We start from the raw sequence: 22439 nt of genomic DNA, 5'->3' as shown, positions 1-22439 counted from the left end.
TATAGAATAACAATAACCTATAGGAGTGATACATATGTTATCAACCGTTATTTTGCTTGGTGCTGCTTTTGCCGCTGCTGCTGGATTAAGCTCCTTTGCCATTAAAGAAGAGTCATTTATTAAAGACGAAATTTCTCAATAATAGATTATACATGGCGCTGTGGATGCGCCTTATTTTTTTGCACTCAAACGAAAACCGCAGATTCTGCCGGATAGAACTTCGGTTTTTTCTATAGGATAAAGCTTTCCTTTGAGATGGTCACTTCACTCAGTCTTTTCTCATTAATCTCAAAACCAATTCCCGGTTTATCAGGAACCTTAATCATTCCGTTCTGTACGGTGACCTCAGGTAGAATAATATCTTCTTCCCAATACCTTTCTGACGCTGAAATATCACCGGGAATAGCAAAGCCCTCCAGAGAAGCCAGCGCAATATTATGGGCACGGGAGATTCCAAACTCCAACATACCTCCACACCAGACTGCAATCCCCTTATCCAGGCAATAATCATGAATTTTCCTTGCCGTCCCCAGACCTCCAACCCGGCCAATCTTAATATTAATAACTTTACAGCTTCCAAGCTCGACAGCTCTTCTGGCATCATTAAAGGTAACAATACTTTCATCCAGGCAGATCGGTGTTTGCAATTCCTTCTGAAGCTTGGCATGATCAACAATATCATCATATTCAAGCGGCTGTTCAATCATCATGAGCCCGAAGTCATCAAGCCTTTTTAACTGATCTATATCCCCTAATGAGTAAGCTGAATTAGCATCAGCCATGATTGGCAGATCAGGATAATAGCGGCGGATGTCTGAGATCAATTCATAATCGTTTTCGGGGCTGATTTTTATTTTGACCCTTTGATAGCCGCTCTCCAGATAGCTTTCAATTTGCCTTCTTACTTCTTCCTTTGTTTTGGCGCCAACAACCACACCGGATAGGATTTGTTCCCTCTTACCTCCTATAAATTCAGAAAGAGAGCTATTTTCTTTTTTTGCAGCCAGATCCCATAAAGCCGTTTCCAGCGCTGCTTTTGCCATTTGATTTCTTCGCAGGGCTTCAAAAGCACGCCCTGCATCTGAAGGATGCTTAATACCAGCTTCTCGCAGGATCGGGATAAGAAACTCCTTTAGCACATGATAGCTCGTCTCAACCGTCTCCTCTGTATACCAGGGGGAAGAAAAAGCGACTCCTTCCCCATATCCCTTCCGTCCTTCCTCATCAATTACTTCAACTATGATCCCCTCTCTGTCTTTAACAGTTCCTAAATGAGTGGAAAATGGCGTTTTTAGGGGCATTGCAATTTTATATAAAGTAACTGTTTTAATATCCATGCTATTTCCCGCTTTCCCCGAGCAGTTCCCGGAGCTTCCTTCTTAATATCTTCTTAGAAGCATTCCTGGGAATTTCATTAATCATGATGATCTTTTTTGGTACCTTATACTTTGCCAGCCTCTCTAAGCAGTACTCTGTCACCTCTTTTTTATCAAGGCTTTCTTCTCCGGCAATAAAAGCGACCGGCACTTCACCCCAAACATTATCCTTCATGCCAATAACCCCTGCATCCGATATTTGGGAGTGTGAAGCAAGAACACCCTCAACCTCAGCAGGATAAATATTTTCGCCGCCTGAAATGATTAAATCTGAACGCCGATCAAGTACATATAAAAATCCTTCTTGATCGACATAGCCTACATCTCCAGTTGAAAGCCAGCCATCTTTTATTTTTTTCGCAGTTTCTTCTTCACGGTTTAAATACCCTTTCGTCACATTCGGGCCTTTTACAAGGATCTCACCCGCTTCTCCAGGATCCGCAAGCTCCCCAGTCGGATTAATAATCTTCAGCTGGGAAGGAAATAATGGCTTTCCGGCTGATCCTAATTTGCTGAAACTGTATTCCGGAGCGAGAGTAACAATCTGTGACGAAGTTTCCGTCATTCCGTAGGTCTGGTAAACAGGAATATCCTTCTCCCTGCAAACTTCCAGAAGAGATTTCGCTGCTGGACCTCCCCCTAACAGCATACATCTGAAGTAGTCCGGCATCTGCTCATTTTCTAATTCATCTGCAATCCGGGTGAGCATCGTACTCACAACTGACATGATGGTCACCTTTTCAGCGGAAATGGCTTTGATAACTTTTTTTTCATGGAAAGATTCAAAAAGAACCATTTTCATGCCGTAGATGACGCTACGCATTAAAATGGAATAGCCGCTAATATGAAAAATCGGAACAGCACACAGCCAGCTGTCGTTTTCATTCAGCCCTAGGTTTAATGCAGATCCCACTGCACTCCACCAATGATTGCCGTAGGTTTGCAGAACGCCTTTCGGATTCCCTGTTGTACCGGATGTATACATGACAGTACAGACCTCATTAAGACTTATTTCTTCTATTAATTCCGGCTCGACAGGATCTTTCCTGAAGAGTTCTTCTTTATGTATCGCTGAAATTCCCCTTAAAGAGTTTACAACCTTTTGGCTAACTTCATCAAAAGAACTCTCCGTTATAAGGAAAGCGGACGTCGAATCATCCAGCTGCCAAATTAATTCCTCGGCAGTCAGCCTGTTATTTAAAATTACGGCCTTCACATCGATTAGCTGCAGAGCTAAAAGGATAAAAACACTGTCTTCATGATTTCTCAGGAGCACACCTGCAAACTGGCCTCGCTTTAATCCAACTGCCTGTAATTGCCCTGCTATTATGTATGCACGATCATATACTTCATAAAAAGTATAGGTTTTTTCCAAACAAGAAAGGGCTGGGCGGTCAGGTGTTAAAAATGCCCGTTTTTGCAGGAAATTCGGCACTATTTGCGCTTCCATTATAAACACCTCATTTCATAGGTATTTTCATATAAAAACAGCCTGATGGACTGGCCATCAAGCTGAAAAATAATATTCCCCTGAGATCAAGGGAAACGCGGGAATTGACCAAAGTCCGGCTTACGCTTTTCTTTAAATGCGTCACGGCCTTCCTTCGCTTCATCCGTTGTATAGTATAGAAGAGTTGCGTCACCGGCGAATTGCTGGATTCCAGCAAGTCCATCTGTATCCGCGTTGAAGGCAGCCTTCAAGAAACGGATTGCAGTCGGGCTCTTCTCGAGGATTTCTTCACACCATTGAATTGTTTCTTCTTCCACTTTCTCAAGCGGCACAACCGTATTAACAAGCCCCATATCCAGAGCTTCCTGGGCACCGTACTGGCGGCACAGGTACCATATTTCGCGTGCTTTCTTATGGCCGACGATTCTTGCAAGATATCCTGAACCGTAACCTGCATCGAAGCTTCCCACTTTAGGTCCTGTTTGTCCAAATACAGCGTTATCAGCTGCAATCGTTAAGTCACATACGATATGAAGGACATGTCCTCCTCCAATCGCATATCCTTTTACCATTGCAATAACCGGCTTAGGAATAACACGGATTAAACGCTGAAGATCCAAAACATTTAAACGAGGGATCTGATCATCCCCGACATAACCGCCATGTCCTCTAACTGACTGGTCTCCGCCTGAACAAAATGCTTTGTCTCCTGCACCCGTGAGAACAATAACACCTACATTTTCATCATCACGCGCGTATGCAAATGCATCAATTAATTCCATTACCGTTCTTGGAGTAAAGGCATTGTGGACTTGCGGTCTATTAATGGTAATTTTCGCAATTCCATTGTATGTTTCATAAATGATTTCTTCGTACTTTTTTCCTGCAACCCATTCTACAGCTGACATACATGAATCCTCCTCGATATGTATTGTATTAGAAAGCGCAATATTTGCCGCACAGTTTTTGTGCCAGCAAAGGACATCATTCCTCAATTTCTACTGCATTTGCATGAATCTCCCCTGATTGCGACAAAAACTCACTTACTATTGTACCAAATAATTCTGGTTTCTCCACATGAATTGCATGTCCTGCATTTTTAACGGACTTCCAATGAACATTTGGCAATGCTTTCGACATCTCTTCTGCAATTCTGCAGAATTTTTGGTCCAGCTCCCCGGTCAATAGGAGGACTGGCATTTTCAGATTACCGAGCTCGCCCCACCAGGATGGCTGTGAGCCGGTGCCCATTCCATTCAGGCTGTTTGCCAGACCAACAATAGAATTGGCCATACGCTGATTTCTTATTCGTGTGCGGATTTGTTCAGGAAGATTCCCTTGGCTCTGAAATAACGGGATATTCTCCCAATAGCCGATAAAATCCCGAATGCCTTCCTTCCTGATTCTGTCAGCCAGCCTGGCATCCTGTACTCTTCTTTCATGCCTTTCTTCTTCAGTCCTAAGTCCCGGGGAAGCACTTTCCAAAATCAGCGTGCGGACTTTTTCCGGATATTTAACTGCAAACGTCAGCGCAAGCCGTCCCCCCATGGAATATCCAAGAGCATCAATTTTCCCGATTCCCAACTTTTCTAATAGACTGTTTATCACAGCGGCACACTCTTCTATTTGATAATGGCCAATATCAGATGGGGCTCCAGACTTCCCATGCCCGATTATGTCCAATGCAATGGCTTTCGAATGTCCTTTCCAGAAGGGGGCGAATTCTTTCCAGCCCTCACTATTTCCTGTAAAGCCATGAAGGAGAAGAAGCGGAAATCCCTTACCCCATGTATCGACATGATAGTGAACCCCATTCACGCCATATTTCATCGGTATTCACCCTTCCAGCAATCGACTTATTTCCCGGGAAACAGAATTCCACAATTCTCGATGCTCGGTTAGATTCCTGTCCCGATTTGTCGTAATTTCCATTACCTTCAGGCCAGGTATGTCCATATTCCGTATGAAGACGGAAATAAAATGTTCCCAATCTGATATTAAATCATATTGTCCGCCAAACATCTTAATGGCATGGCTGAAATCAAGATCCAGTGGTGTTCCGAACAATTTTTCAAAGTTGTTGGGGTAATTCGCCTGAGGAAGAAATGAGAAGATTCCGCCTCCATTATTATTAATCAGCAAAATATTAATATCAATTCCATACAGCTTAGAGGCAATTAATCCATTTAAATCATGAAAGAAGGTTAAATCACCGAGCGCAAGATAGAGTGGCTGGGAAGCCATCCCGGCACCAAGAGCAGTTGAAACAGTGCCATCAATGCCATTTGCTCCCCTGTTAGCCATTACTTTAATGCCTTTTTGATTAAAATGGAAAAAAGTATCCAGATCCCGTATAGGCATACTGTTTCCTACAAATAAGGTTGAGCATTCCGGAAGCATTTCAGCAAGCTGAAAAAACAATTTACCCTCGCTCATTTCATCTGCTTCATTAATATCAGCAAGCTTCACTCTTGTAAGTTCATTGATTTGTTTCCAAAGCGCAATGAATTCATCATTGTCTGAGGTGTTTAAATATGACGTGACCGATTCACAGAACATCAGCTCATCGCAATGAATCATTTCGGTCGAGAGCAGTGAAGGATCACGCCAGCCGCCGCCTCCATCAACAATAATCTGCCGGGCAGTACTGTTTTCTTTCATAAAAATGGACAATGGCTTTGATACAGGCATAGCACCAAAGCGAATGATAACTTCCGGCTTAAGTGCTTTTTTTGCCTCGTCATTTTTCAAAAAGGTATCATATGCATCCACAATGAAGCTGCCATCGTGCATTCCGCTTCTCAACTGTGATAATGGATCGGCAATGATTGGAAAGTTCAGCTTTTCCGCCAGTTTAATAACGGCAGCTGGAAAGCCGGATTTTTCCAGATGACCGCAGATTATAATCCCTTTATGGGCAGAGTTTAAGATCTTTGCCATTTCTTTATACTCTTCGTTAGGCAAACAAAGCTTGCCACCCTGAATATTTACATACCCTTCAGTTCGTTCACTAAGCTCAAATAAATCAGCACGATCCAACTTCGGAACTAGCGGCTCACGGAAAGGAAAATTAAGATGAACAGGTCCAGCCGGCGAATTCTTTGCGGCGGAAGCAGCTCTCGCACATACCGTCCGGGCATAACGAAGCATTTCTGCAGAATTCTCGGGAGGGGCCATTTCAACAAACCACTTTACATTATTACCATACAAATGGATCTGATCGATTGCCTGTGGAGCGCCTACATCCCTTAGTTCATGAGGCCGGTCCGCTGTTAGCACAATTAGAGGAACTCTAGAATACCTGGCTTCTACAATTGCCGGGTAGTAGTTAGCAGCAGCTGTTCCGGATGTACACAGTAAAGCTGCCGGTTTCTGGGATGCTTTAGCTATTCCCAACGCAAAAAAGGCAGCCGAACGCTCGTCTACATGAATATGCACACGAAGCGCCGGATGCTCTGCCATTACCATTGCCATTGGGGTAGAACGGGAGCCGGGACTGACCACGACATCCTCTACCCCGCTTTTTACTAATTCAGCCACAAATGCGGCTATATATGAAGTTAAAGCTTCCTGATGATTCACTTTTTATAACCCCCAAGAGCCGTAAGCAAAGGCCGTAATTTAATCTTTGTTTCCTGGTATTCGCTTTCGGCATTGGAATCCTGTACTACTCCGCAGCCTGCAAATAAGGATGCCTCATTCCCCTGAATTAAACCGGATCTTATTGCAACAGCATATTCTCCATTTCCTCTAAAATCCATCCATCCTAATGGAGCAGCATAAAAACCGCGATCCAACTCTTCTGCTTCTCTGATTTTTTCTACTGCTTGTCTTTTAGGCAGGCCACCAAGAGCAGGAGTCGGGTGAAGACGGTCAACTAAGGCAAGAAGAGAAGCATCTTCCTTAGTTTTTCCTATTACAGGAGTATATAGGTGCTGAATATCCCGCATCTTCATCAGCTGCGGCTCATTGGGCAGTTCAACTTCTGTACAGGATTCTTCCATAGCTTCCTTTATCATATCCACTACATATTGATGTTCAGTCAAGTTCTTTTGATCATTCAGTAACGTTTCTCCAAGGATATGATCATCTTCTTCCGTTTTGCCTCTGGGGATGGAACCTGCCAGACAAGTTGTAAATACGTTTTCTCCGTATTTTTTTATAAGGCGTTCAGGAGAGGCTCCAATAAAGCAGTCACCGTTAGATTCAAACGCAAATATAAAGCTTTCACTCTGCATTTTCATCAGATTCTGAAGAACCTTTTCTATCTCAATCGGCTTTTCATAAATGAGCCTGGATTCCCTCGCAAGCACAACCTTTTTTAATAGGGATCCTGATTTTAGTTCATCAACAATTTCATCAACTGTCTCCATCCATTTTTCGGGATTGATATCTGCTTCTTTCTGAAGAGTGTTTGCACTCTCAGGATGATAATCATGAATTGAACTTATTAGCATGCTTCTTTCAGCGGCTATCTTTTCAAAAAGTGATTCACTATCATGCTGTGTACAGACAACATTTGTTGTCAAAAAAGCTTGTCCATTCATTTCACTGTACATATAAGCCGGCACATGAAAAAGGGAATTGGAATACTTCGACCAGAGTTTTGTTTTCTGCTTCAGCGGGTCAAAAGAAAAACCGCCAAACATCACTGGCCCGGTTGCATTTTCATTATAAGGGTTATAAATAATACTGTTATTAATAAAACGCTTCCATTCCTTTTCAACCCGATTAAATCTGTCTGTACTTTCGTCTGACTGGATCTGCCTGCAGATTCCCAGCCCGATTATATAAGCTTCATCGGAAGGATCCTTCCAGAAAAAGCGTTCACCAAAAAAACGGCTCTTTCCTGCCGCATAAAAAGAAAGGGGGTCTATATGATTTATTTTTTTCACTTCACTCACTAAAACAGGCTTTGATAAGGCTTTGGCCCTCTCAATCGCCTCCTGGATCCCTTCTTTTAGTTCCGTATCTTGTATCGTAACCAAAAAAATCCCTCCAATAACAGCTTAAATTGCCGTTATCCTACTTTAAACTTATTCTAAGATACACCTGTGATTCAAGGAATGTCAATCCAGCCATTCCTTTTTGTATCCTTTATATTATAGCTTACTTTCGGCATCTATAATATCAATTAACTCAGGTTCACTGTAAATATCTGTATCGTTACAGCGTTATTGGAAAATACCGGTATAATTTACGGCAATAATACGTTGACACTCCTTCCGTATTTACCTAAACTTAAGGTGTTTGGTATAGTTGGCGTATGAGGATTACTTTGACATTACCCTGAAAATCAGTTAAAATAAACAAGTTTGAATGATGCAACGATTAAAACCAATACAGAATAGATAAATAAGGGGAGAGTTATCATGCAACCTCAAGCACAGACCAATTTTCCGCCTGCTTCGGGCTCAAAGAACTGGAGAGTCTGGTGGCAGCTGACCAGGCCGCATACTTTGACCGCTGCTTTTGTTCCTGTTTTACTTGGAACAGCTCTTGCAATGGAACTTACCGAAATAAATTTCAGCCTGTTTTTTGCCATGCTGGCAGCAAGTCTGCTGATACAGGCTGCTACTAATATGTTTAACGAATATTACGATTTCAAGAGAGGGCTTGATACGGAAGACTCTGTTGGAATTGGCGGAGCGATTGTCCGTGAAGGAATCAAACCAAAAACGGTACTGAATTTAGCCTTTGGGCTTTATGGGGTTTCGATATTGCTTGGTTTCTATATTTGCATGAATACAAGCTGGTGGATTGCAGCAATCGGACTTGCCTCCATGGCAGTAGGATATTTATATACAGGCGGTCCTCTCCCGATTGCCTACACACCATTTGGTGAATTATTCGCAGGCTTTTTCATGGGCATGCTGATCATTCTTATTTCTTTCTATATCCAGGCAGGAACCGTAACCGCAACAAGTGTTTTAGTTTCTTTCCCTATTTTGATTCTTGTTGGTGCCATTCTGCTGGCCAACAATATCAGAGACCTGGATGGCGACAAGGAATTCGGCCGTAAAACATTGGCTATCCTATTAGGAAAAAAAGGGGCAATTAACCTGCTTGCAGGTATGTTCATCGTGTCTTATGCATGGGTCTTCATCTTAATTGCCATGAGCAGCATAACACCATGGCTTGCTATCGTTGTCCTTAGTGCCCCTAAGGCCATTAAAGCAACGAAAGGCTTCATCGGCAAAACACTTCCGATGCAAATGATGCCAGCGATGAAAGCAACTGCTCAGACTAATACATTCTTTGGCTTCCTTTTATCAGTAGGCCTATTTCTAGGATATTTATTATAATCATGTAATAAACCTCTGCTTCTATGGCAGGGGTTTTTTGTTTGGAAAAAATCAACAGAGACCGTCATCCTGGTTTCATCCCATTTTTATCGGGTAATTTTTATGTAAGGAAGATGCAGGCCGTAAAATTACTTCTTCCGTTATGATTTTGCAAACTAGGTCCATACTAAACCCATATGGACTAAGATTTGATATCCGGCGGAGCAAAACTGTCAGAGCTCGGCTTTATTATAAGCTTGACTATCAGATCAACAGGCTTTTATAAAATTCATCAAAACTAAGGACGTGACATATTATGTTGACCAACGAACAGATCAGCGCTTTAAAAAAGGAATTAAATAACGAAAAGGAATCACTGGAGTCCCAGTTGCAGGGCAATAAAGAAGGAAGTCTTGAAGGTGCAAGTGCCAGAGAAGCAGTAGGCGAGCTATCCATGTATGATAACCATCCGGCAGATATGGGTTCTGAACTTTATGAACGCGAAAAGGATTTTGCTCTAGAAGAGCATCATGACTCCGAACTCAATAAAGTGAATGCTGCACTAAAGGCAATTGAAGATGGTTCATACGGCAAATGCAAAGAGTGCGGTTCTGATATTCCATACGAGCGGCTGGAAGTGCTTCCGGCAACCCTTTATTGTAAGGATCATAGTCCGGAGCAAAATGTGCAGGGAGACCGTCCTGTTGAAGAAGATGTGCTTGAGCCTGCTCATGGGAATACTTTTCAGCATCATCAATTCAGGGAAGTAGTAGATAATGAAGACAGCTTTCAGGAAGTTGCCCGTTTTGGCACTTCTGAGACACCCTCTGATTTAAAGGGTGACTATGAAGATTATAATTCCCTCTATAATGAAGGCCATGATGACGAAGGGTTTACAGAAGATTATGAGACATTTGTCGGAAATGATCTTGAAGTCAAGGAGCGAAAAATTTATCCTTCCAAGAAACAGGAAGAATATGAAACCATGCTGGATGAAAATGACATCGAGGCGCCATTCGGCGATGTGCCGTATCATAAGACAGACGGCTATGTAGATGAAGATAATAAAGATAAAGATTAAAGTAAAAGCGATGCAGCTGCATCGCTTTTTTTATGTCAAATGGCAAAATAAGATACCCTTATATATTTATAGTTTGGATTCGATATCCTGGATAATCTCATCGATAGTATCAGAAACATCGTTTGTGCGGCGGGCAATGGAGATGCTGAATTCCAGCAGTTCTTTGTAATTTTTCACCGGAATAGAATCACTTGTTTTCTCGAATTCATTTAGTTGCAGTCCAATATTTTGAAGATGCAACAAAACTTCTTCTATAGATCCTCTCTCGATTTGGTACACTTAACAGCTACCCCCTTTATATCTAATGATTTCATTATCAGGGTTTTTAAACCTTTTTTGTAGTGGAAATTATTGTTAATATCGTCACTTTGCAGAGTAAAACTTCTTCACAAAGGAAATATTAGTTTTAGATTAATATGCTGGGAGGTTCATTATGTGCGCACAAATGAAAGCAGCATGCTTTTCAGAATATGACAAACTTGAACAGGTGGTGCTGTGTGAACCGAAGTACATGACGATAGTGGATACAATTAATGAAACACAGAAGCATTATGAAAATGAGGGTATTAACATCGATGTGGCGATGAAGCAACACAGGCATTTTGTCAGTGCATTAGAAGATCAGGGAGTCGAAGTCGTATTGCTGCCCCCGCTGGAAGCATACCCTGAGCAGGTTTTTACCCGTGATATCGGATTCACGCTTGGAGAAAAGGTGTATGTTGCCGAGATGGCAGCTGATATCCGTCAGGGAGAGGAAAATATTCTGAAACACTGGCTGGAAGTAAATCAAGTTCCTTTTTACAACCTTACGGGTGAACGTATAGAAGGAGGCGATGTTCTCATCGATGGCCGTACTATATATGCCGGTGTCAGCAGCCGGACCCATGAGAAAGCAATTGAACATCTCCGCAGCCTTATGACTGATTATGAAGTCGTATCCGTCCCCTTTACTGATACATACCTTCACCTTGATTGTGTATTTAATATCATTTCCCCGGAGGAAGCACTTATTTTTCCAGGAGAGATTCATGGGGAAAAAGTAAAAATGCTGGAAACGCGTTATGATTTAATAAAAGTGTCGGAAGAGGAGCAATTTACACTCGGAACGAACGTTCTTTCCATTGGCAATAAAAAAATCTTCAGTCTTCCAATTAATAAGAATGTCAATAAAGAATTGAGGGCTAGAGGCTACGAAGTTATCGAGGTGGATATTACGGAAATCATCAAATCCGGAGGAGCCTTCCGCTGCTGCACCATGCCGGTTAGGCGGGGTTCCCATTAATAACCAAAAAAACAGCCTCTTCTCACAAGAAGGGCTGTTCTTCTTTTTACTTATTCATCATCTCAACACCAGCGGGTTTGATTTTCCAGATTTCGCGCGCATATTCGCTAATTGTGCGGTCGCTTGAGAAATAGCCTGAGCCGGCAATGTTCATTAAGCTCATTTTCAGCCAATGATCCCGATCTTCATAAGCCTTACCAGCTTCTTTCTGGATATTCACATACGAAGCAAAATCCCTCAATACAAAGTATTGGTCATTTTCCATCAGCAATGAATCAAAAATGGGCTCGAACTCATCATCGGAATCCGGTAAGAATCCATTCACAAGCTGGTCGGTGACCTGGCGGATTCTCTTATCATGATGGTAATACTCTCTGGAATTATAACCGCCATTCTGGTAATAGCTGAGGACCTCATCTGCTGTTAATCCAAAGATAAAGATGTTGTCATCTCCAGCTTTTTCTTTTATCTCAATATTGGCTCCATCCAGTGTTCCTACTGTCAGGGCGCCATTCATCATGAATTTCATATTCCCTGTACCGGAAGCTTCCTTGCTTGCTGTAGAAATCTGCTCGCTGATATCTGCAGCAGGAAAAATTTCCTCGGCCAGCGAAACCCGGTAATTTTCAAGAAAGATTACCTTTAGAACATCACTTGTCTGCGGATCGTTGTTTACCTTTGCCGCAACGGTATTAATTAATTTGATGATCTTCTTTGCATAGTAATAGCCAGGGGATGCTTTTGCTCCAAAAATAAATGTCCGCGGGTGCATGCGGAACTCTGAATCTTCCTTTAGCCTATTGTATAAATGCATAACATGAAGAATATTTAACAGCTGGCGTTTATATGCATGCAGACGCTTAACCTGAATGTCAAAAATGGAAGACGAATCAACCATAATGCCCTGCTGCTCCAGAATGAGCTTCGCCAATCTTTCCTTGTTCAATTGCTTAACCTGATGCAGCTGATCAAGGAAAGCTCTATCATTCTTAAAGTCTGCCAGTTCGCGAAGTTTCTCCGGTTCCCGAATCCAGCCAGCCCCAATGCTCTCATTGATAAGATCAGATAGAAGCGGATTTGCTTTCAGGAGCCATCTTCTATGGGTAATCCCATTGGTTTTATTATTAAATTTCTCCGGGAAAATTTCATAAAACAGATTCATTTCCCGCTTTTTTAAGATCTCCGTATGAAGGGCGGCAACGCCATTAACACTAGAGCTGCCGACAAGGGCAAGGTGAGCCATCTTAACCTGGTCATGTGCGATAATCGCCATATCCTCAATCCGTTTCCAGTCACCCGGGTATCTGTCCCAAAGCTCGCGGCAAAAGCGCTCATTGATTTCTTCCACAATCATATAAATACGCGGCAGCAGCGGCTTGAAAATGCGTATAGGCCATTTTTCCAAAGCCTCTGAAAGGGTTGTATGATTCGTATAGGCAATCGTTCTGACTGTAATATCCCACGCTTCCTCCCAGCCCAATCCTTCTTCATCCAGCAAGATTCTCATAAGTTCAGGAATAGCGAGCACCGGATGTGTATCATTGATATGAATGCTCACATATTCATGGAAATCTCTTAAACTGGTATGCTGCTTTCGATAAGAGCGCACAATGGAACGTATACTGGCCGAAACAAGAAAGTATTGCTGCTTAAGCCTCAGAATCTTCCCCTCATCATGGGTATCATCAGGATAGAGAAACTCGGAAACCGATTCGGTTTCCCGCTTATATTTTAAAATATCATGATTTACAGGATACGGAGATGGCTCAGCATTCCAAAGCCTAAGAGTATTAATTGTATCTGTTTTATACCCAACTACAGGCATATCGTAAGGAACAGCCGAAATTGTTTCAGCATTCACATGGTGGAATACAAGTCTGCCGTTTTCCTCTGCAGTTTCTACTTTCCCCCAAAAAGGAACTTCAATTGCCAGGTCGGCTTTTCGAACTTCCCAGACATGGCCGTTCCGAAGCCACTGCTCCGGAAGCTCCACCTGATAGCCATTCACAATTTTCTGTTCAAATAGGCCATGCTTATAACGAATCCCAAAGCCGTGTCCGGGAAGGTTTAAGGATGCCAGCGAGTCCATAAAGCAAGCTGCCAGGCGTCCTAGTCCCCCGTTTCCAAGCCCTGCATCTGCTTCGATTTCTTCAAGGCGATTGAGGTCAATGCCCAAGTCTGCCAGGCCATCTTTTACAATTTCCTCAATTCCCAAGTTTATCAGATTATGATGAAGAAGACGCCCTAATAAAAACTCAATGGATAAGTAATATACCTGTTTTTCACGGTCGATGCGGTACCGCTCATTTGTATTGATCCACTCTGTGCTCACATGTTCCCTGATCATATTTCCGAGTGTGAAGTAATGATCTCTTTCCGTGCTTTCGCCGAAGCTTTTTCCGCAGGTCATCTCCAGCTTCTTCAGGAATTCCTCTTTAAACTCATCGCGATCAGAAAACATGGCTTTCACTCCTTGAAACCAGGCCTGCATACAGCTGGTTATATTTGAAAGCAGATTGTGCCCAGCTGTTATCCATACCCATCGCATTTAACATAATCTTCTCCCATGCTTTGCTGTCACTGTAAAAACTTAGTGCTCTTCTAATAGTGAACAGCATGTCATGGGCATTAAAATGGCTGAAGGAAAAACCATTTCCTTCTCCCGTGTATTCATTGTAAGAATGAACAGTGTCATTCAACCCGCCTGTTTCCCTGACGATGGGAATGGACCCATATCTCATCGCAATCATCTGCCCTAACCCGCAGGGCTCAAATTGTGAAGGCATTAAGAATAAATCGGATCCTGCGTAGAATTCATGTGCAAGCCCTTCATCAAATCCGATATATGCTTTGCACTTATCCGGGTAACCCGCTTCCATCTCCCTGAAAAATTGCTCAAACTCAGGTGCTCCAGTACCCAGAATCAGGACTTGAACATCATCCTGCATAAGCTCATGAAACACACATTTCACAAGGTCCAGCCCCTTTTGCTTTGTCAGTCTCGTCACCATAGCTATTAAAGGAACCTCTTCCTTCACCGGGAGGCCGAATTTTTTCTGAAGATGAACTTTATTCACTTTTTTAATTTGCAGCTTTTCAGCAATATAGTTCTCTTTTATATAGGGATCCTTTTCAGGATTATAAAAATCATCATCAATCCCATTTAAGATTCCTTCCAGGTCACAAGCCCGGCGTTTCAGCAAACCATGCAACTTCTCACCGTAATATTTCGTTTGTATTTCATCTTTATATGTAGGGCTGACTGTCGTAATTTTATCAGCAGCGACAAGTCCACCCTTCATGAAATTGATATTTCCGAAGAATTCTAGCTTATCCGGATGGAAATGGCTATAGTCAAGCCCTAATAGGTCTCCTAAAGCAGTTCCTGGCATAATCCCCTGAAATTGCAGGTTATGGATGGTGAAGACTGTACGAATAAATTCATACCCCTTTTTCGCACGATACTCAACCCTGAGCAAAAAAGGAATCATCCCAGTATGCCAATCATGGCTGTGAATAACATCCGGACAGTAATCAATATGCTGAAGAGCATCCAGCACGGCCCGGTTAAAATAGGCAAACCTCTCTCCATCGTCAAAGTAGCCGTATAATTTTTCACGGTTGAAGTAATATTCATTATCCACAAAATAGAATGTGATTCCCTGGTGCACCAGTTCTTCAATTCCGCAATACTGGTTTCTCCAGCCTACTTGGACTGTAAACTCGCACTTTTTAGCCATCTTCTTTTTTATGTCATCTGAAATGGAACCATACTTCGGAAGCATCACCCGTACATCAGTCCCCTGTTTGGCAAGCTCTTTCGGAAGTGAACCGGCAACGTCGGCAAGACCACCGGATTTCACGAATGGAACACATTCAGAAACAGCAAACAATACTTTCACGAGTTCATCATCGCTCCTTGTACGGTACCTTTGAGAATTACCTGGGGCATTTCACTTCTTCCCTCAATTCTGGCATCGGATTCTACCTTTACATCTTTATCTAAAATAACAGAGTCTAAAACACAGTTCTCTCCAATTTGGGATTTTTGCATGATTATACAATTTTTCACAACGGAGCCCCTGCCAATTTTGACGCCGCGGGAGATTATGCTGTTCTCGACTGTTCCTTCAATCATGCATCCATTTGCAATCATCGAATTCTTTGCGCTCGCCCCTTTTACATAACGGGTTGGCGGTTCATCTTTTACTTTTGTATAAATAGGCTGGCTGCGCAGAAAAATATTTTTCCATGCCTCTGGTTCCAATAGCCCAATGCTTGCAGCAAAGTAATTTTCAATGGAATCAATCATAACAGCCAAGCCGGTATATTCATAATTGCATATCGTGTACGAATGGTGGATATCTGTAACTACATCACTCATGCATGTGTATCCAGTTTCGTTTCTATTTTCTATTAAACTAATAAGCAACGAAGTTTTTACCAGGTACATTTCTAGGGAACGTCCATCCTGGCGAACAACTGTAATATCACACCCCGTCATAATATGTCTATCCAGAACAGGCCTGAAATCCATATTAAAAACAGTAAAGCAGTTTGAAATCAATGCATACTCCTGTTTGCTGCGATAAAAATAATCCAAATTAGCAGCAAAGTGATTGAAAGATCCGATCCCTTTACTTGGGCTATCCAATAAAGGAGACGGGAAGAAGAAAAGTCCATCCCTTTTTCTATTTAAGTCCCAGTTCTTACCTGAGCCAAGGTGATCCATTAAAGAGCGATATTGATACTTTGGAAAGATGGCTACACTCTCAATATCCGAGTTGACCATATTGGAGAGAACAAAATCGATCAGCCTGTAGCGGCCAGCAAACGGAACAGCTGCGAGCGATCTGTGTACTGTCAATTCCTCTAAATCCTCATGGTAGGTTGTTGCATCTATCACACCAAGCATTCTCTTCTTCATGACATTCCCTCCATTTAATTGGCCAGCCGCCATTTCGGCATCCAGCTGTATATTAAGAATAAATTCCCTGTATCATTTCCTCTGTTATCAGAATAATTTCATCATCCTCTTCGGAAGCACTAATCACAAAGCCGTCAGGTATGGTCATTCCGCTTGGCACTATCGCCTTTTCAATATAGACATTTTCGCCAATCACAGCATCAGGCATGATGACCGATTCTCGGATCACCGTATTCTTCCCAACCAGAACTCCTTGAAAAAGCACTGACTTTTCAACTTCTCCCTCAACCCTACAGCCTTCATTTATCAAAGACTCTACAACCTCAGCTTGAGTTGAAATATACTGTGGATGGTGATTCGGATTCACCGAATAAATCCGCCAATCATGATCAAAAAGATTCAGTTCGCATTCATCATCCAGTAAATCCATATTGGCTTCCCACAGGCTCTTGACTGTACCGACATCTTTCCAGTAGCCATTGAAGGGGTAAGCGAACAGCTTTTTATTTTCATCAAGCATTAATGGAATGATATCCTTCCCAAAGTCATGGCTTGATTCCGGATTGCGGTCATCCATTTCCAGATATTCCTTTAAAACAGACCAATTAAATATATATATTCCCATGGAGGCCAGATTATTTTTCGGATTTGAAGGTTTCTCCTCAAATTCTGCGACCCGCATTTCCTCATCCGTGTACATGATGCCGAATCTGCTTGCCTCCGGCCAAGGCACTTCAATTACTGAAATTGTGGCATCCGCGCCTTTTTCAATATGATATTTAAGCATTAGCTCATAATTCATTTTATAAATATGGTCACCGGATAAGATCAGGACATATTCTGGATCATATTGCTTTAGATAATTGAGGTTCTGATATATGGCACTGGCTGTTCCCGTATACCATTTGACTTCCGATGATTCGCTGTAAGGGGGCAGCACTGTCACACCGCCGTTCTTTCTATCAAGATCCCATGCGCTGCCTATGCCAATATACGAATTCAGAACTAGTGGCTGGTATTGTGTCAAAACACCGACTGTATCAATTCCGGAATTGGTGCAATTACTCAATGTAAAATCAATGATCCTATACTTTCCTCCAAAAGGAACTGCCGGTTTCGCCAGGCTTTTAGTCAGAGAGCTAAGCCTGCTCCCTTTCCCTCCTGCTAAGAGCATTGCGACGCATTTTTTCTTTCCCATTTTCCTTCCTCTCCTTCCGATGTTTTACAGGGCGTAATATTGAAATGCCAAATGGCGGAATAGACATTTCCAAACTGAACGGCTTGCCATGAAACTCAATTTCCTCACTCTTAAGGACCCTCTTATTGGTGCGATTTGATCCTCCAAAACTCTCATTGTCACTGTTAAAGATTTCCCGATAAGATCCCAAGTTTGGTACGCCTATACGGTATTTGGGATATATAGCCGGTGTAAAATTACAGACAATCACGAGATAATCATCCTCTTTGGAGCCTTTCCTGATAAAAGAGAAGATGGACTGGTCCGAATTATGACAATCTATCCATTCAAAGCCCTCCTGAAGGTGATCAAGCTCAAAAAGAGGCTTGGAACGTTTATATACCTTTATTAATTCTTTTACATAATCATTGGCTTTTTGATGCATCTCGTAATCCAGCAGATGCCAATCAAGCTGACCTTTATCTTTCCATTCGGAAAACTGCCCGAGCTCACTCCCCATGAAAAGAAGCTTCTTGCCTGGATGGGCAATCATGTAGCCTAGCAGGAGCCTGTATTGGGCGAACTTTTGCCAGTAATCCCCCGGCATTTTATCCAGAAGCGATTTTTTCCCATGGACAACTTCATCATGTGAAAAAGGCAGGATGAAGTTCTCTGTAAAAGCATACAAAAGCGAAAATGTCATTTTTCCATGGACAACAGATCGCCTCTCGGGTTCTGTTTCCATATATGTAAGGACGTCATTCATCCAGCCCATATTCCACTTGTAATGAAAGCCCAGCCCCCCATATTGAACTGGTGCAGTCACTTGCGGCCAGTCTGTTGAATCCTCTGCCATCATGAGAAAGGAAGAATCATATTGTGAAACCACTTTATTGAGGTTTTGCAGAAAACCGGTACCAAACGGGTTTTCTGTTTTTCCATCCCGGTTCGGCCAATAAATCATATTAGCAACCGCATCAACCCTGAAGCCGTCAATATGGTATTTCTCCATCCAAAAAACAGCGTTGGAAATAAGAAAACTCTGCACTTCATTTTTGCCGAGATCAAAATTGGCGGTGCCCCATACCCGGTTCTCTCTGTCTCCTTCAGTTTCATACTCATACAAATACGAGCCATCAAACTGATAGAGACCATGGGCATCTTTGCAGAAGTGTCCGGGCACCCAGTCCAGAATTACCCCAACACCATGCTGGTGGCATTGATCAACAAAATACATAAAATCATGCGGACTGCCATAACGGCTGGTAACCGAGTAATAGCCTGTTCCCTGATAGCCCCAGGAAGCGTCGAGCGGATGCTCAATTAGAGGAAGCAATTCTATATGTGTAAACCCATGCTCCACCACATATGGTATTAATTCACCTGCAAGCTCCCGGTACGTGTAGAGACTACCCGATTCTTTTTGCTTCCACGAACTAAGATGGACCTCATAAATGACAGCAGGCTCTGTAAAAATTGGCTTCTTTTCTTTTTTTTGCATCCATTTACCGTCATTCCACTGATAACCGTCCAGCGAATATACTTTAGATGCTGTATTCGGCCTTACTTCTGAAAAAAAGCTATAAGGATCAGCCTTTAATAACCGCTCTCCTTTCTTTGTTGTAATTTCATACTTATACAAGGCACCTTCCATGTCTCCATCAAGCTGAATAATCCAGACACCTTCATTATTCACTCTATGTAAGGTATAGCCTTCTCCATTCCAATCATTGAAATCACCGACTAATCTGATAATTTCAGCATTCGGTGCCCAGACACAAAAACGGGTAAACACTTTTCCTCCGATTGAAATTACATGTGCACCAAATAACTGGTGACTCTCATAAAGCGTCCCTTCATGGAACAAATGCAGCTGAAAATCGGTTGGAAACAAAGTTTTCATTACCATCCTTCTCCCCATCCAGTCTCGTTTCTTTTGACTTTCCTGTTATATTCGGTGCACTTGGGAAAAGTCCTTGAAAAAGTTTTTTTAATTTTATGACAACAATGTTCATATTCTGCTAATAAACGACAGCATTTTGCCCATTTTTACAGTCTACGACATAATCTCCGGGAAAATTAGACAAAATAAAACAAAGTATGCAAGTAAGAAATGAAAGGAGAATAATATTTTGAGCAATAAAGAAGAGGAGTTTTTGTTGAATGAGGCTTCCAAAAAGGAAATAAAAATTCCGCTATTTGAAGCACCGGATGGAAAGATTATGGCCACCGGCGATATGTTTAGAGGTCCCTCTACGGGGATAACTTCTGAAATTGATCTGAATAATCCAGGCAATAAATTAAGCAGGGATGAAGTGAAATTTGATTAAATAGAGAGTGGACGGAACGTAAAAGGAATCTGCACAAAGACAACAAAAAAGCTGCCAACAAATTGTTGACAGCTTTTTTATATGACCCCTACGGGATTCGAACCCGTGTTACCGCCGTGAAAGGGCGGTGTCTTAACCGCTTGACCAAGGGGCCAATATGGCGGAGAAGGAGGGATTTGAACCCTCGCGCCGGTTGCCCGACCTACACCCTTAGCAGGGGCGCCTCTTCAGCCACTTGAGTACTTCCCCATATATGGCTCCGCAGGTAGGATTCGAACCTACGACCGTTCGGTTAACAGCCGAATGCTCTACCACTGAGCTACTGCGGAACAATAATTAAAATGGTGGGCCTAAATGGACTCGAACCATCGACCTCACGCTTATCAGGCGTGCGCTCTAACCAGCTGAGCTATAGGCCCATATGTGTTGGAGCGGGTGAAGGGAATCGAACCCTCATCATCAGCTTGGAAGGCTGAGGTTTTACCACTAAACTACACCCGCATAAAATTTTAAATGGTGGCTCAGGACGGAATCGAACCGCCGACACAAGGATTTTCAGTCCTTTGCTCTACCGACTGAGCTACTGAGCCATATTGAGTTATATTGCCTAAATAACATTTCTTGTAAAAATGGCGGTCCGGACGGGACTCGAACCCGCGACCTCCTGCGTGACAGGCAGGCATTCTAACCAACTGAACTACCGGACCGGATTGCGGGGGCAGGATTTGAACCTGCGACCTTCGGGTTATGAGCCCGACGAGCTACCGGACTGCTCCACCCCGCGATAATATTATTTATGTGATTTTTCTATGCTCACATCAAGCATTTCATCGCAGCTGATTCAATGATGTAACCGCCCCGATTTCAGAAAGATTATTCAAGTAGCAACTCAATCGGTGCGCTGAAGTAATTCCTTCGAAGCTTACTCGGGCGTGCTCCACCCCGCGACAATATTATTAAAATAAAATATGGAGGAGGAAAGGGGATTCGAACCCCTGCGCGGTTTGACCCGCCTGTCGGTTTTCAAGACCGATCCCTTCAGCCGGACTTGGGTATTCCTCCGTATAAAAGAAAGTGGTGGACCTTGTAGGACTCGAACCTACGACCGGACGGTTATGAGCCGTCTGCTCTAACCAGCTGAGCTAAAGGTCCAGCATCGTTTAGTAAAATGGTAGCGGCGGAGGGGATCGAACCCCCGACCTCACGGGTATGAACCGTACGCTCTAGCCAGCTGAGCTACACCGCCAAAATAGTGAATATAATTATGGTGGAGCCTAGCGGGATCGAACCGCTGACCTCCTGCGTGCAAAGCAGGCGCTCTCCCAGCTGAGCTAAGGCCCCAAAATTAATGGTCGGGAAGACAGGATTCGAACCTGCGACCCCTTGGTCCCAAACCAAGTGCTCTACCAAGCTGAGCTACTCCCCGTAATATGGCGCGCCCGAGAGGAGTCGAACCCCTAACCTTTTGATCCGTAGTCAAACGCTCTATCCAATTGAGCTACGGGCGCAATATTAAATTCTACTGGTGCCGAGGACCGGAATCGAACCGGTACGGTAGTCACCTACCGCAGGATTTTAAGTCCTGTGCGTCTGCCAGTTCCGCCACCCCGGCAATAAATGGAGCGGAAGACGGGATTCGAACCCGCGACCCCCACCTTGGCAAGGTGATGTTCTACCACTGAACTACTTCCGCAAAAATAATGGTGCGGGTGAAGGGAGTCGAACCCCCACGCCTTGCGGCGCCAGATCCTAAGTCTGGTGCGTCTGCCAATTCCGCCACACCCGCAATATGAAATTAAAAATGGTGAGCCATGAAGGACTCGAACCTTCGACCCTCTGATTAAAAGTCAGATGCTCTACCGACTGAGCTAATGGCTCGTTGAAGAAAATGGTGCCGGCGAGAGGACTTGAACCCCCAACCTACTGATTACAAGTCAGTTGCTCTACCAATTGAGCTACACCGGCAGCTTGTACATTTAAATTAATGGTGGAGGATGACGGGATCGAACCGCCGACCCTCTGCTTGTAAGGCAGATGCTCTCCCAGCTGAGCTAATCCTCCATTATTAATGCCCGGCAGCGTCCTACTCTTACAAGGGGACAGCCCCTAACTACCATCGGCGCTGAGAAGCTTAACTTCCGTGTTCGGTATGGGAACGGGTGTGACCTTCTCGCTATCGCCACCAGACTATTTTTCAAAGACAAGTTTTATTATATCGTCTTTTCAGGATTTTTCAAGAGGAAATTTCATTTTTTCGTTCCCTCAAAACTAGATAATGTATGAAGAAGAATTTTGCCGAGTATTCACCAATAGGACTTGTCTAGCTTCGGCTCCTAACGTCTCTCGAAGTTGAACAGTCGCCTCCGCTTTTCGTTTTGGTTAAGTCCTCGATCGATTAGTATCAGTCAGCTCCACATGTCGCCACGCTTCCACCTCTGACCTATCAACCTGATCATCTTTCAGGGATCTTACTAGCTTGACGCTATGGGAAATCTCATCTCGAGGGGGGCTTCATGCTTAGATGCTTTCAGC

General features: G+C 43.2%; 16 protein-coding genes, 20 tRNA genes and 2 rRNA genes. 4 read left to right on the top strand and 34 right to left on the bottom strand.

Annotated elements, in window-relative coordinates:
* Positions 1-230: 230 nt before the first annotated feature.
* The 6 genes from menC to M3205_RS18455 form a co-directional block, all read right to left on the bottom strand.
* Positions 231-1337, bottom strand: coding sequence for an o-succinylbenzoate synthase (gene menC / locus M3205_RS18480; RefSeq protein WP_251171230.1), 1107 nt, complete (start codon positions 1335-1337; stop codon positions 231-233).
* A gap of 1 nt (position 1338) precedes the next feature.
* Positions 1339-2826 carry an o-succinylbenzoate--CoA ligase gene (locus tag M3205_RS18475; RefSeq protein ID WP_251171229.1) on the bottom strand — a complete coding sequence of 496 codons (1488 nt, stop codon included), beginning with the start codon at positions 2824-2826 and terminating at the stop codon, positions 1339-1341.
* An 86-nt stretch (positions 2827-2912) separates the two neighbouring features.
* Entirely contained in the window at positions 2913-3734 is an 822-nt protein-coding gene (menB, locus tag M3205_RS18470; protein WP_251171228.1) for a 1,4-dihydroxy-2-naphthoyl-CoA synthase, read from the bottom strand.
* Positions 3735-3810: 76 nt separating this feature from the next.
* Positions 3811-4656, bottom strand: a complete 846-nt coding sequence (gene menH / locus M3205_RS18465; RefSeq protein WP_251171227.1) for a 2-succinyl-6-hydroxy-2,4-cyclohexadiene-1-carboxylate synthase — start codon at positions 4654-4656, stop codon at positions 3811-3813.
* Positions 4657-4662: 6 nt separating this feature from the next.
* The gene (gene menD, locus M3205_RS18460; RefSeq protein WP_251171226.1) at positions 4663-6408 is read right to left on the bottom strand and encodes a 2-succinyl-5-enolpyruvyl-6-hydroxy-3-cyclohexene-1-carboxylic-acid synthase; all 1746 of its coding nucleotides are present in this window, start codon (positions 6406-6408) and stop codon (positions 4663-4665) included.
* Positions 6405-7814, bottom strand: coding sequence for an isochorismate synthase (locus tag M3205_RS18455; protein WP_251171225.1), 1410 nt, complete (start codon positions 7812-7814; stop codon positions 6405-6407). Before M3205_RS18455 ends, menD begins: the two co-directional genes overlap by 4 nt.
* A gap of 384 nt (positions 7815-8198) precedes the next feature.
* Between M3205_RS18455 and M3205_RS18450 the strand changes: the two genes are divergently transcribed.
* Both M3205_RS18450 and M3205_RS18445 read left to right on the top strand, forming a co-directional pair.
* Complete coding sequence (locus M3205_RS18450; protein ID WP_251171224.1) at positions 8199-9131, top strand: 1,4-dihydroxy-2-naphthoate polyprenyltransferase; 933 nt, start codon at positions 8199-8201, stop codon at positions 9129-9131.
* A 295-nt stretch (positions 9132-9426) separates the two neighbouring features.
* Positions 9427-10191 carry a TraR/DksA C4-type zinc finger protein gene (locus tag M3205_RS18445; RefSeq protein WP_251171223.1) on the top strand — a complete coding sequence of 255 codons (765 nt, stop codon included), beginning with the start codon at positions 9427-9429 and terminating at the stop codon, positions 10189-10191.
* A 66-nt stretch (positions 10192-10257) separates the two neighbouring features.
* Here the strand turns inward: M3205_RS18445 and M3205_RS18440 are convergent, their stop codons facing one another.
* The gene (locus M3205_RS18440) at positions 10258-10470 is read right to left on the bottom strand and encodes a hypothetical protein (RefSeq protein WP_251171222.1); all 213 of its coding nucleotides are present in this window, start codon (positions 10468-10470) and stop codon (positions 10258-10260) included.
* Positions 10471-10624: 154 nt separating this feature from the next.
* Between M3205_RS18440 and M3205_RS18435 the strand changes: the two genes are divergently transcribed.
* A complete protein-coding gene (locus M3205_RS18435) occupies positions 10625-11473 on the top strand; it encodes a dimethylarginine dimethylaminohydrolase family protein (protein ID WP_251171221.1) in 849 nt (282 codons plus the stop codon).
* 46 nt (positions 11474-11519) lie between these two features.
* On the opposite strand, the gene M3205_RS18430 is transcribed toward M3205_RS18435, so the two are convergent.
* Genes M3205_RS18430 through glgB form a run of 5 tightly spaced genes read right to left on the bottom strand, consistent with a single transcriptional unit; the run spans position 11520 to position 19486 of the window.
* Positions 11520-13934, bottom strand: coding sequence for a glycogen/starch/alpha-glucan phosphorylase (locus M3205_RS18430; RefSeq protein ID WP_251171220.1), 2415 nt, complete (start codon positions 13932-13934; stop codon positions 11520-11522).
* A complete protein-coding gene (gene glgA, locus M3205_RS18425; RefSeq protein ID WP_251171219.1) occupies positions 13924-15375 on the bottom strand; it encodes a glycogen synthase GlgA in 1452 nt (483 codons plus the stop codon). Before glgA ends, M3205_RS18430 begins: the two co-directional genes overlap by 11 nt.
* Positions 15372-16400 carry a GlgC family sugar phosphate nucleotidyltransferase gene (locus tag M3205_RS18420; RefSeq protein ID WP_251171218.1) on the bottom strand — a complete coding sequence of 343 codons (1029 nt, stop codon included), beginning with the start codon at positions 16398-16400 and terminating at the stop codon, positions 15372-15374. The genes glgA and M3205_RS18420 overlap by 4 nt, the downstream gene beginning before the upstream one ends.
* 52 nt (positions 16401-16452) lie before the next feature.
* Entirely contained in the window at positions 16453-17598 is a 1146-nt protein-coding gene (locus M3205_RS18415; RefSeq protein WP_251171217.1) for a glucose-1-phosphate adenylyltransferase, read from the bottom strand.
* Positions 17540-19486: a 1,4-alpha-glucan branching enzyme gene (gene glgB, locus M3205_RS18410; RefSeq protein WP_285886595.1), complete on the bottom strand. Its 1947-nt coding sequence runs from the start codon at positions 19484-19486 to the stop codon at positions 17540-17542. The genes M3205_RS18415 and glgB overlap by 59 nt, the downstream gene beginning before the upstream one ends.
* Positions 19487-19709: 223 nt before the next feature.
* On the opposite strand from glgB, the gene M3205_RS18405 reads away from it, so the two are divergent.
* Positions 19710-19907, top strand: a complete 198-nt coding sequence (locus tag M3205_RS18405; RefSeq protein ID WP_251171215.1) for a hypothetical protein — start codon at positions 19710-19712, stop codon at positions 19905-19907.
* 82 nt (positions 19908-19989) lie between these two features.
* Here the strand turns inward: M3205_RS18405 and M3205_RS18400 are convergent.
* The 22 genes from M3205_RS18400 to M3205_RS18295 all read right to left on the bottom strand — a co-directional run.
* Positions 19990-20061, bottom strand: a tRNA-Glu gene (locus M3205_RS18400).
* A 4-nt stretch (positions 20062-20065) separates the two neighbouring features.
* Positions 20066-20156, bottom strand: a tRNA-Ser gene (locus M3205_RS18395).
* 5 nt (positions 20157-20161) lie between these two features.
* Positions 20162-20236, bottom strand: a tRNA-Asn gene (locus M3205_RS18390).
* Between the two features lie 13 nt (positions 20237-20249).
* Positions 20250-20326: transfer RNA gene (locus M3205_RS18385), tRNA-Ile, on the bottom strand.
* Between the two features lie 8 nt (positions 20327-20334).
* Positions 20335-20408: transfer RNA gene (locus tag M3205_RS18380), tRNA-Gly, on the bottom strand.
* A gap of 13 nt (positions 20409-20421) precedes the next feature.
* Positions 20422-20497: transfer RNA gene (locus M3205_RS18375), tRNA-Phe, on the bottom strand.
* Between the two features lie 40 nt (positions 20498-20537).
* Positions 20538-20614, bottom strand: a tRNA-Asp gene (locus M3205_RS18370).
* A 3-nt stretch (positions 20615-20617) separates the two neighbouring features.
* Positions 20618-20691, bottom strand: a tRNA-Met gene (locus M3205_RS18365).
* Between the two features lie 185 nt (positions 20692-20876).
* Positions 20877-20969, bottom strand: a tRNA-Ser gene (locus tag M3205_RS18360).
* Positions 20970-20982: 13 nt separating this feature from the next.
* A tRNA-Ile gene (locus M3205_RS18355) sits at positions 20983-21059 on the bottom strand.
* Positions 21060-21076: 17 nt separating this feature from the next.
* Positions 21077-21153: transfer RNA gene (locus M3205_RS18350), tRNA-Met, on the bottom strand.
* A 19-nt stretch (positions 21154-21172) separates the two neighbouring features.
* Positions 21173-21248: transfer RNA gene (locus M3205_RS18345), tRNA-Ala, on the bottom strand.
* Positions 21249-21256: 8 nt separating this feature from the next.
* Positions 21257-21333 (bottom strand) — tRNA-Pro (locus M3205_RS18340).
* Between the two features lie 5 nt (positions 21334-21338).
* Positions 21339-21415, bottom strand: a tRNA-Arg gene (locus M3205_RS18335).
* Positions 21416-21430: 15 nt separating this feature from the next.
* A tRNA-Leu gene (locus M3205_RS18330) sits at positions 21431-21519 on the bottom strand.
* A gap of 6 nt (positions 21520-21525) precedes the next feature.
* Positions 21526-21600 (bottom strand) — tRNA-Gly (locus M3205_RS18325).
* Between the two features lie 8 nt (positions 21601-21608).
* Positions 21609-21693, bottom strand: a tRNA-Leu gene (locus M3205_RS18320).
* Positions 21694-21709: 16 nt separating this feature from the next.
* Positions 21710-21785: transfer RNA gene (locus tag M3205_RS18315), tRNA-Lys, on the bottom strand.
* An 11-nt stretch (positions 21786-21796) separates the two neighbouring features.
* A tRNA-Thr gene (locus M3205_RS18310) sits at positions 21797-21872 on the bottom strand.
* 20 nt (positions 21873-21892) lie between these two features.
* Positions 21893-21968 (bottom strand) — tRNA-Val (locus M3205_RS18305).
* Between the two features lie 9 nt (positions 21969-21977).
* A 5S ribosomal RNA gene (rrf, locus tag M3205_RS18300) occupies positions 21978-22094 on the bottom strand.
* Between the two features lie 188 nt (positions 22095-22282).
* Positions 22283-22439 (bottom strand): 23S ribosomal RNA (locus M3205_RS18295); the annotation flags it as partial.

The sequence above is a fragment of the Cytobacillus firmus genome, assembly GCF_023715565.1.
In the GTDB taxonomy this organism is placed as follows: domain Bacteria; phylum Bacillota; class Bacilli; order Bacillales; family Cytobacillaceae; genus Cytobacillus; species Cytobacillus firmus_C.
Note: the sequence above shows the minus strand (reverse complement) of the source record. Positions and strands in the feature narration are given on the sequence as shown.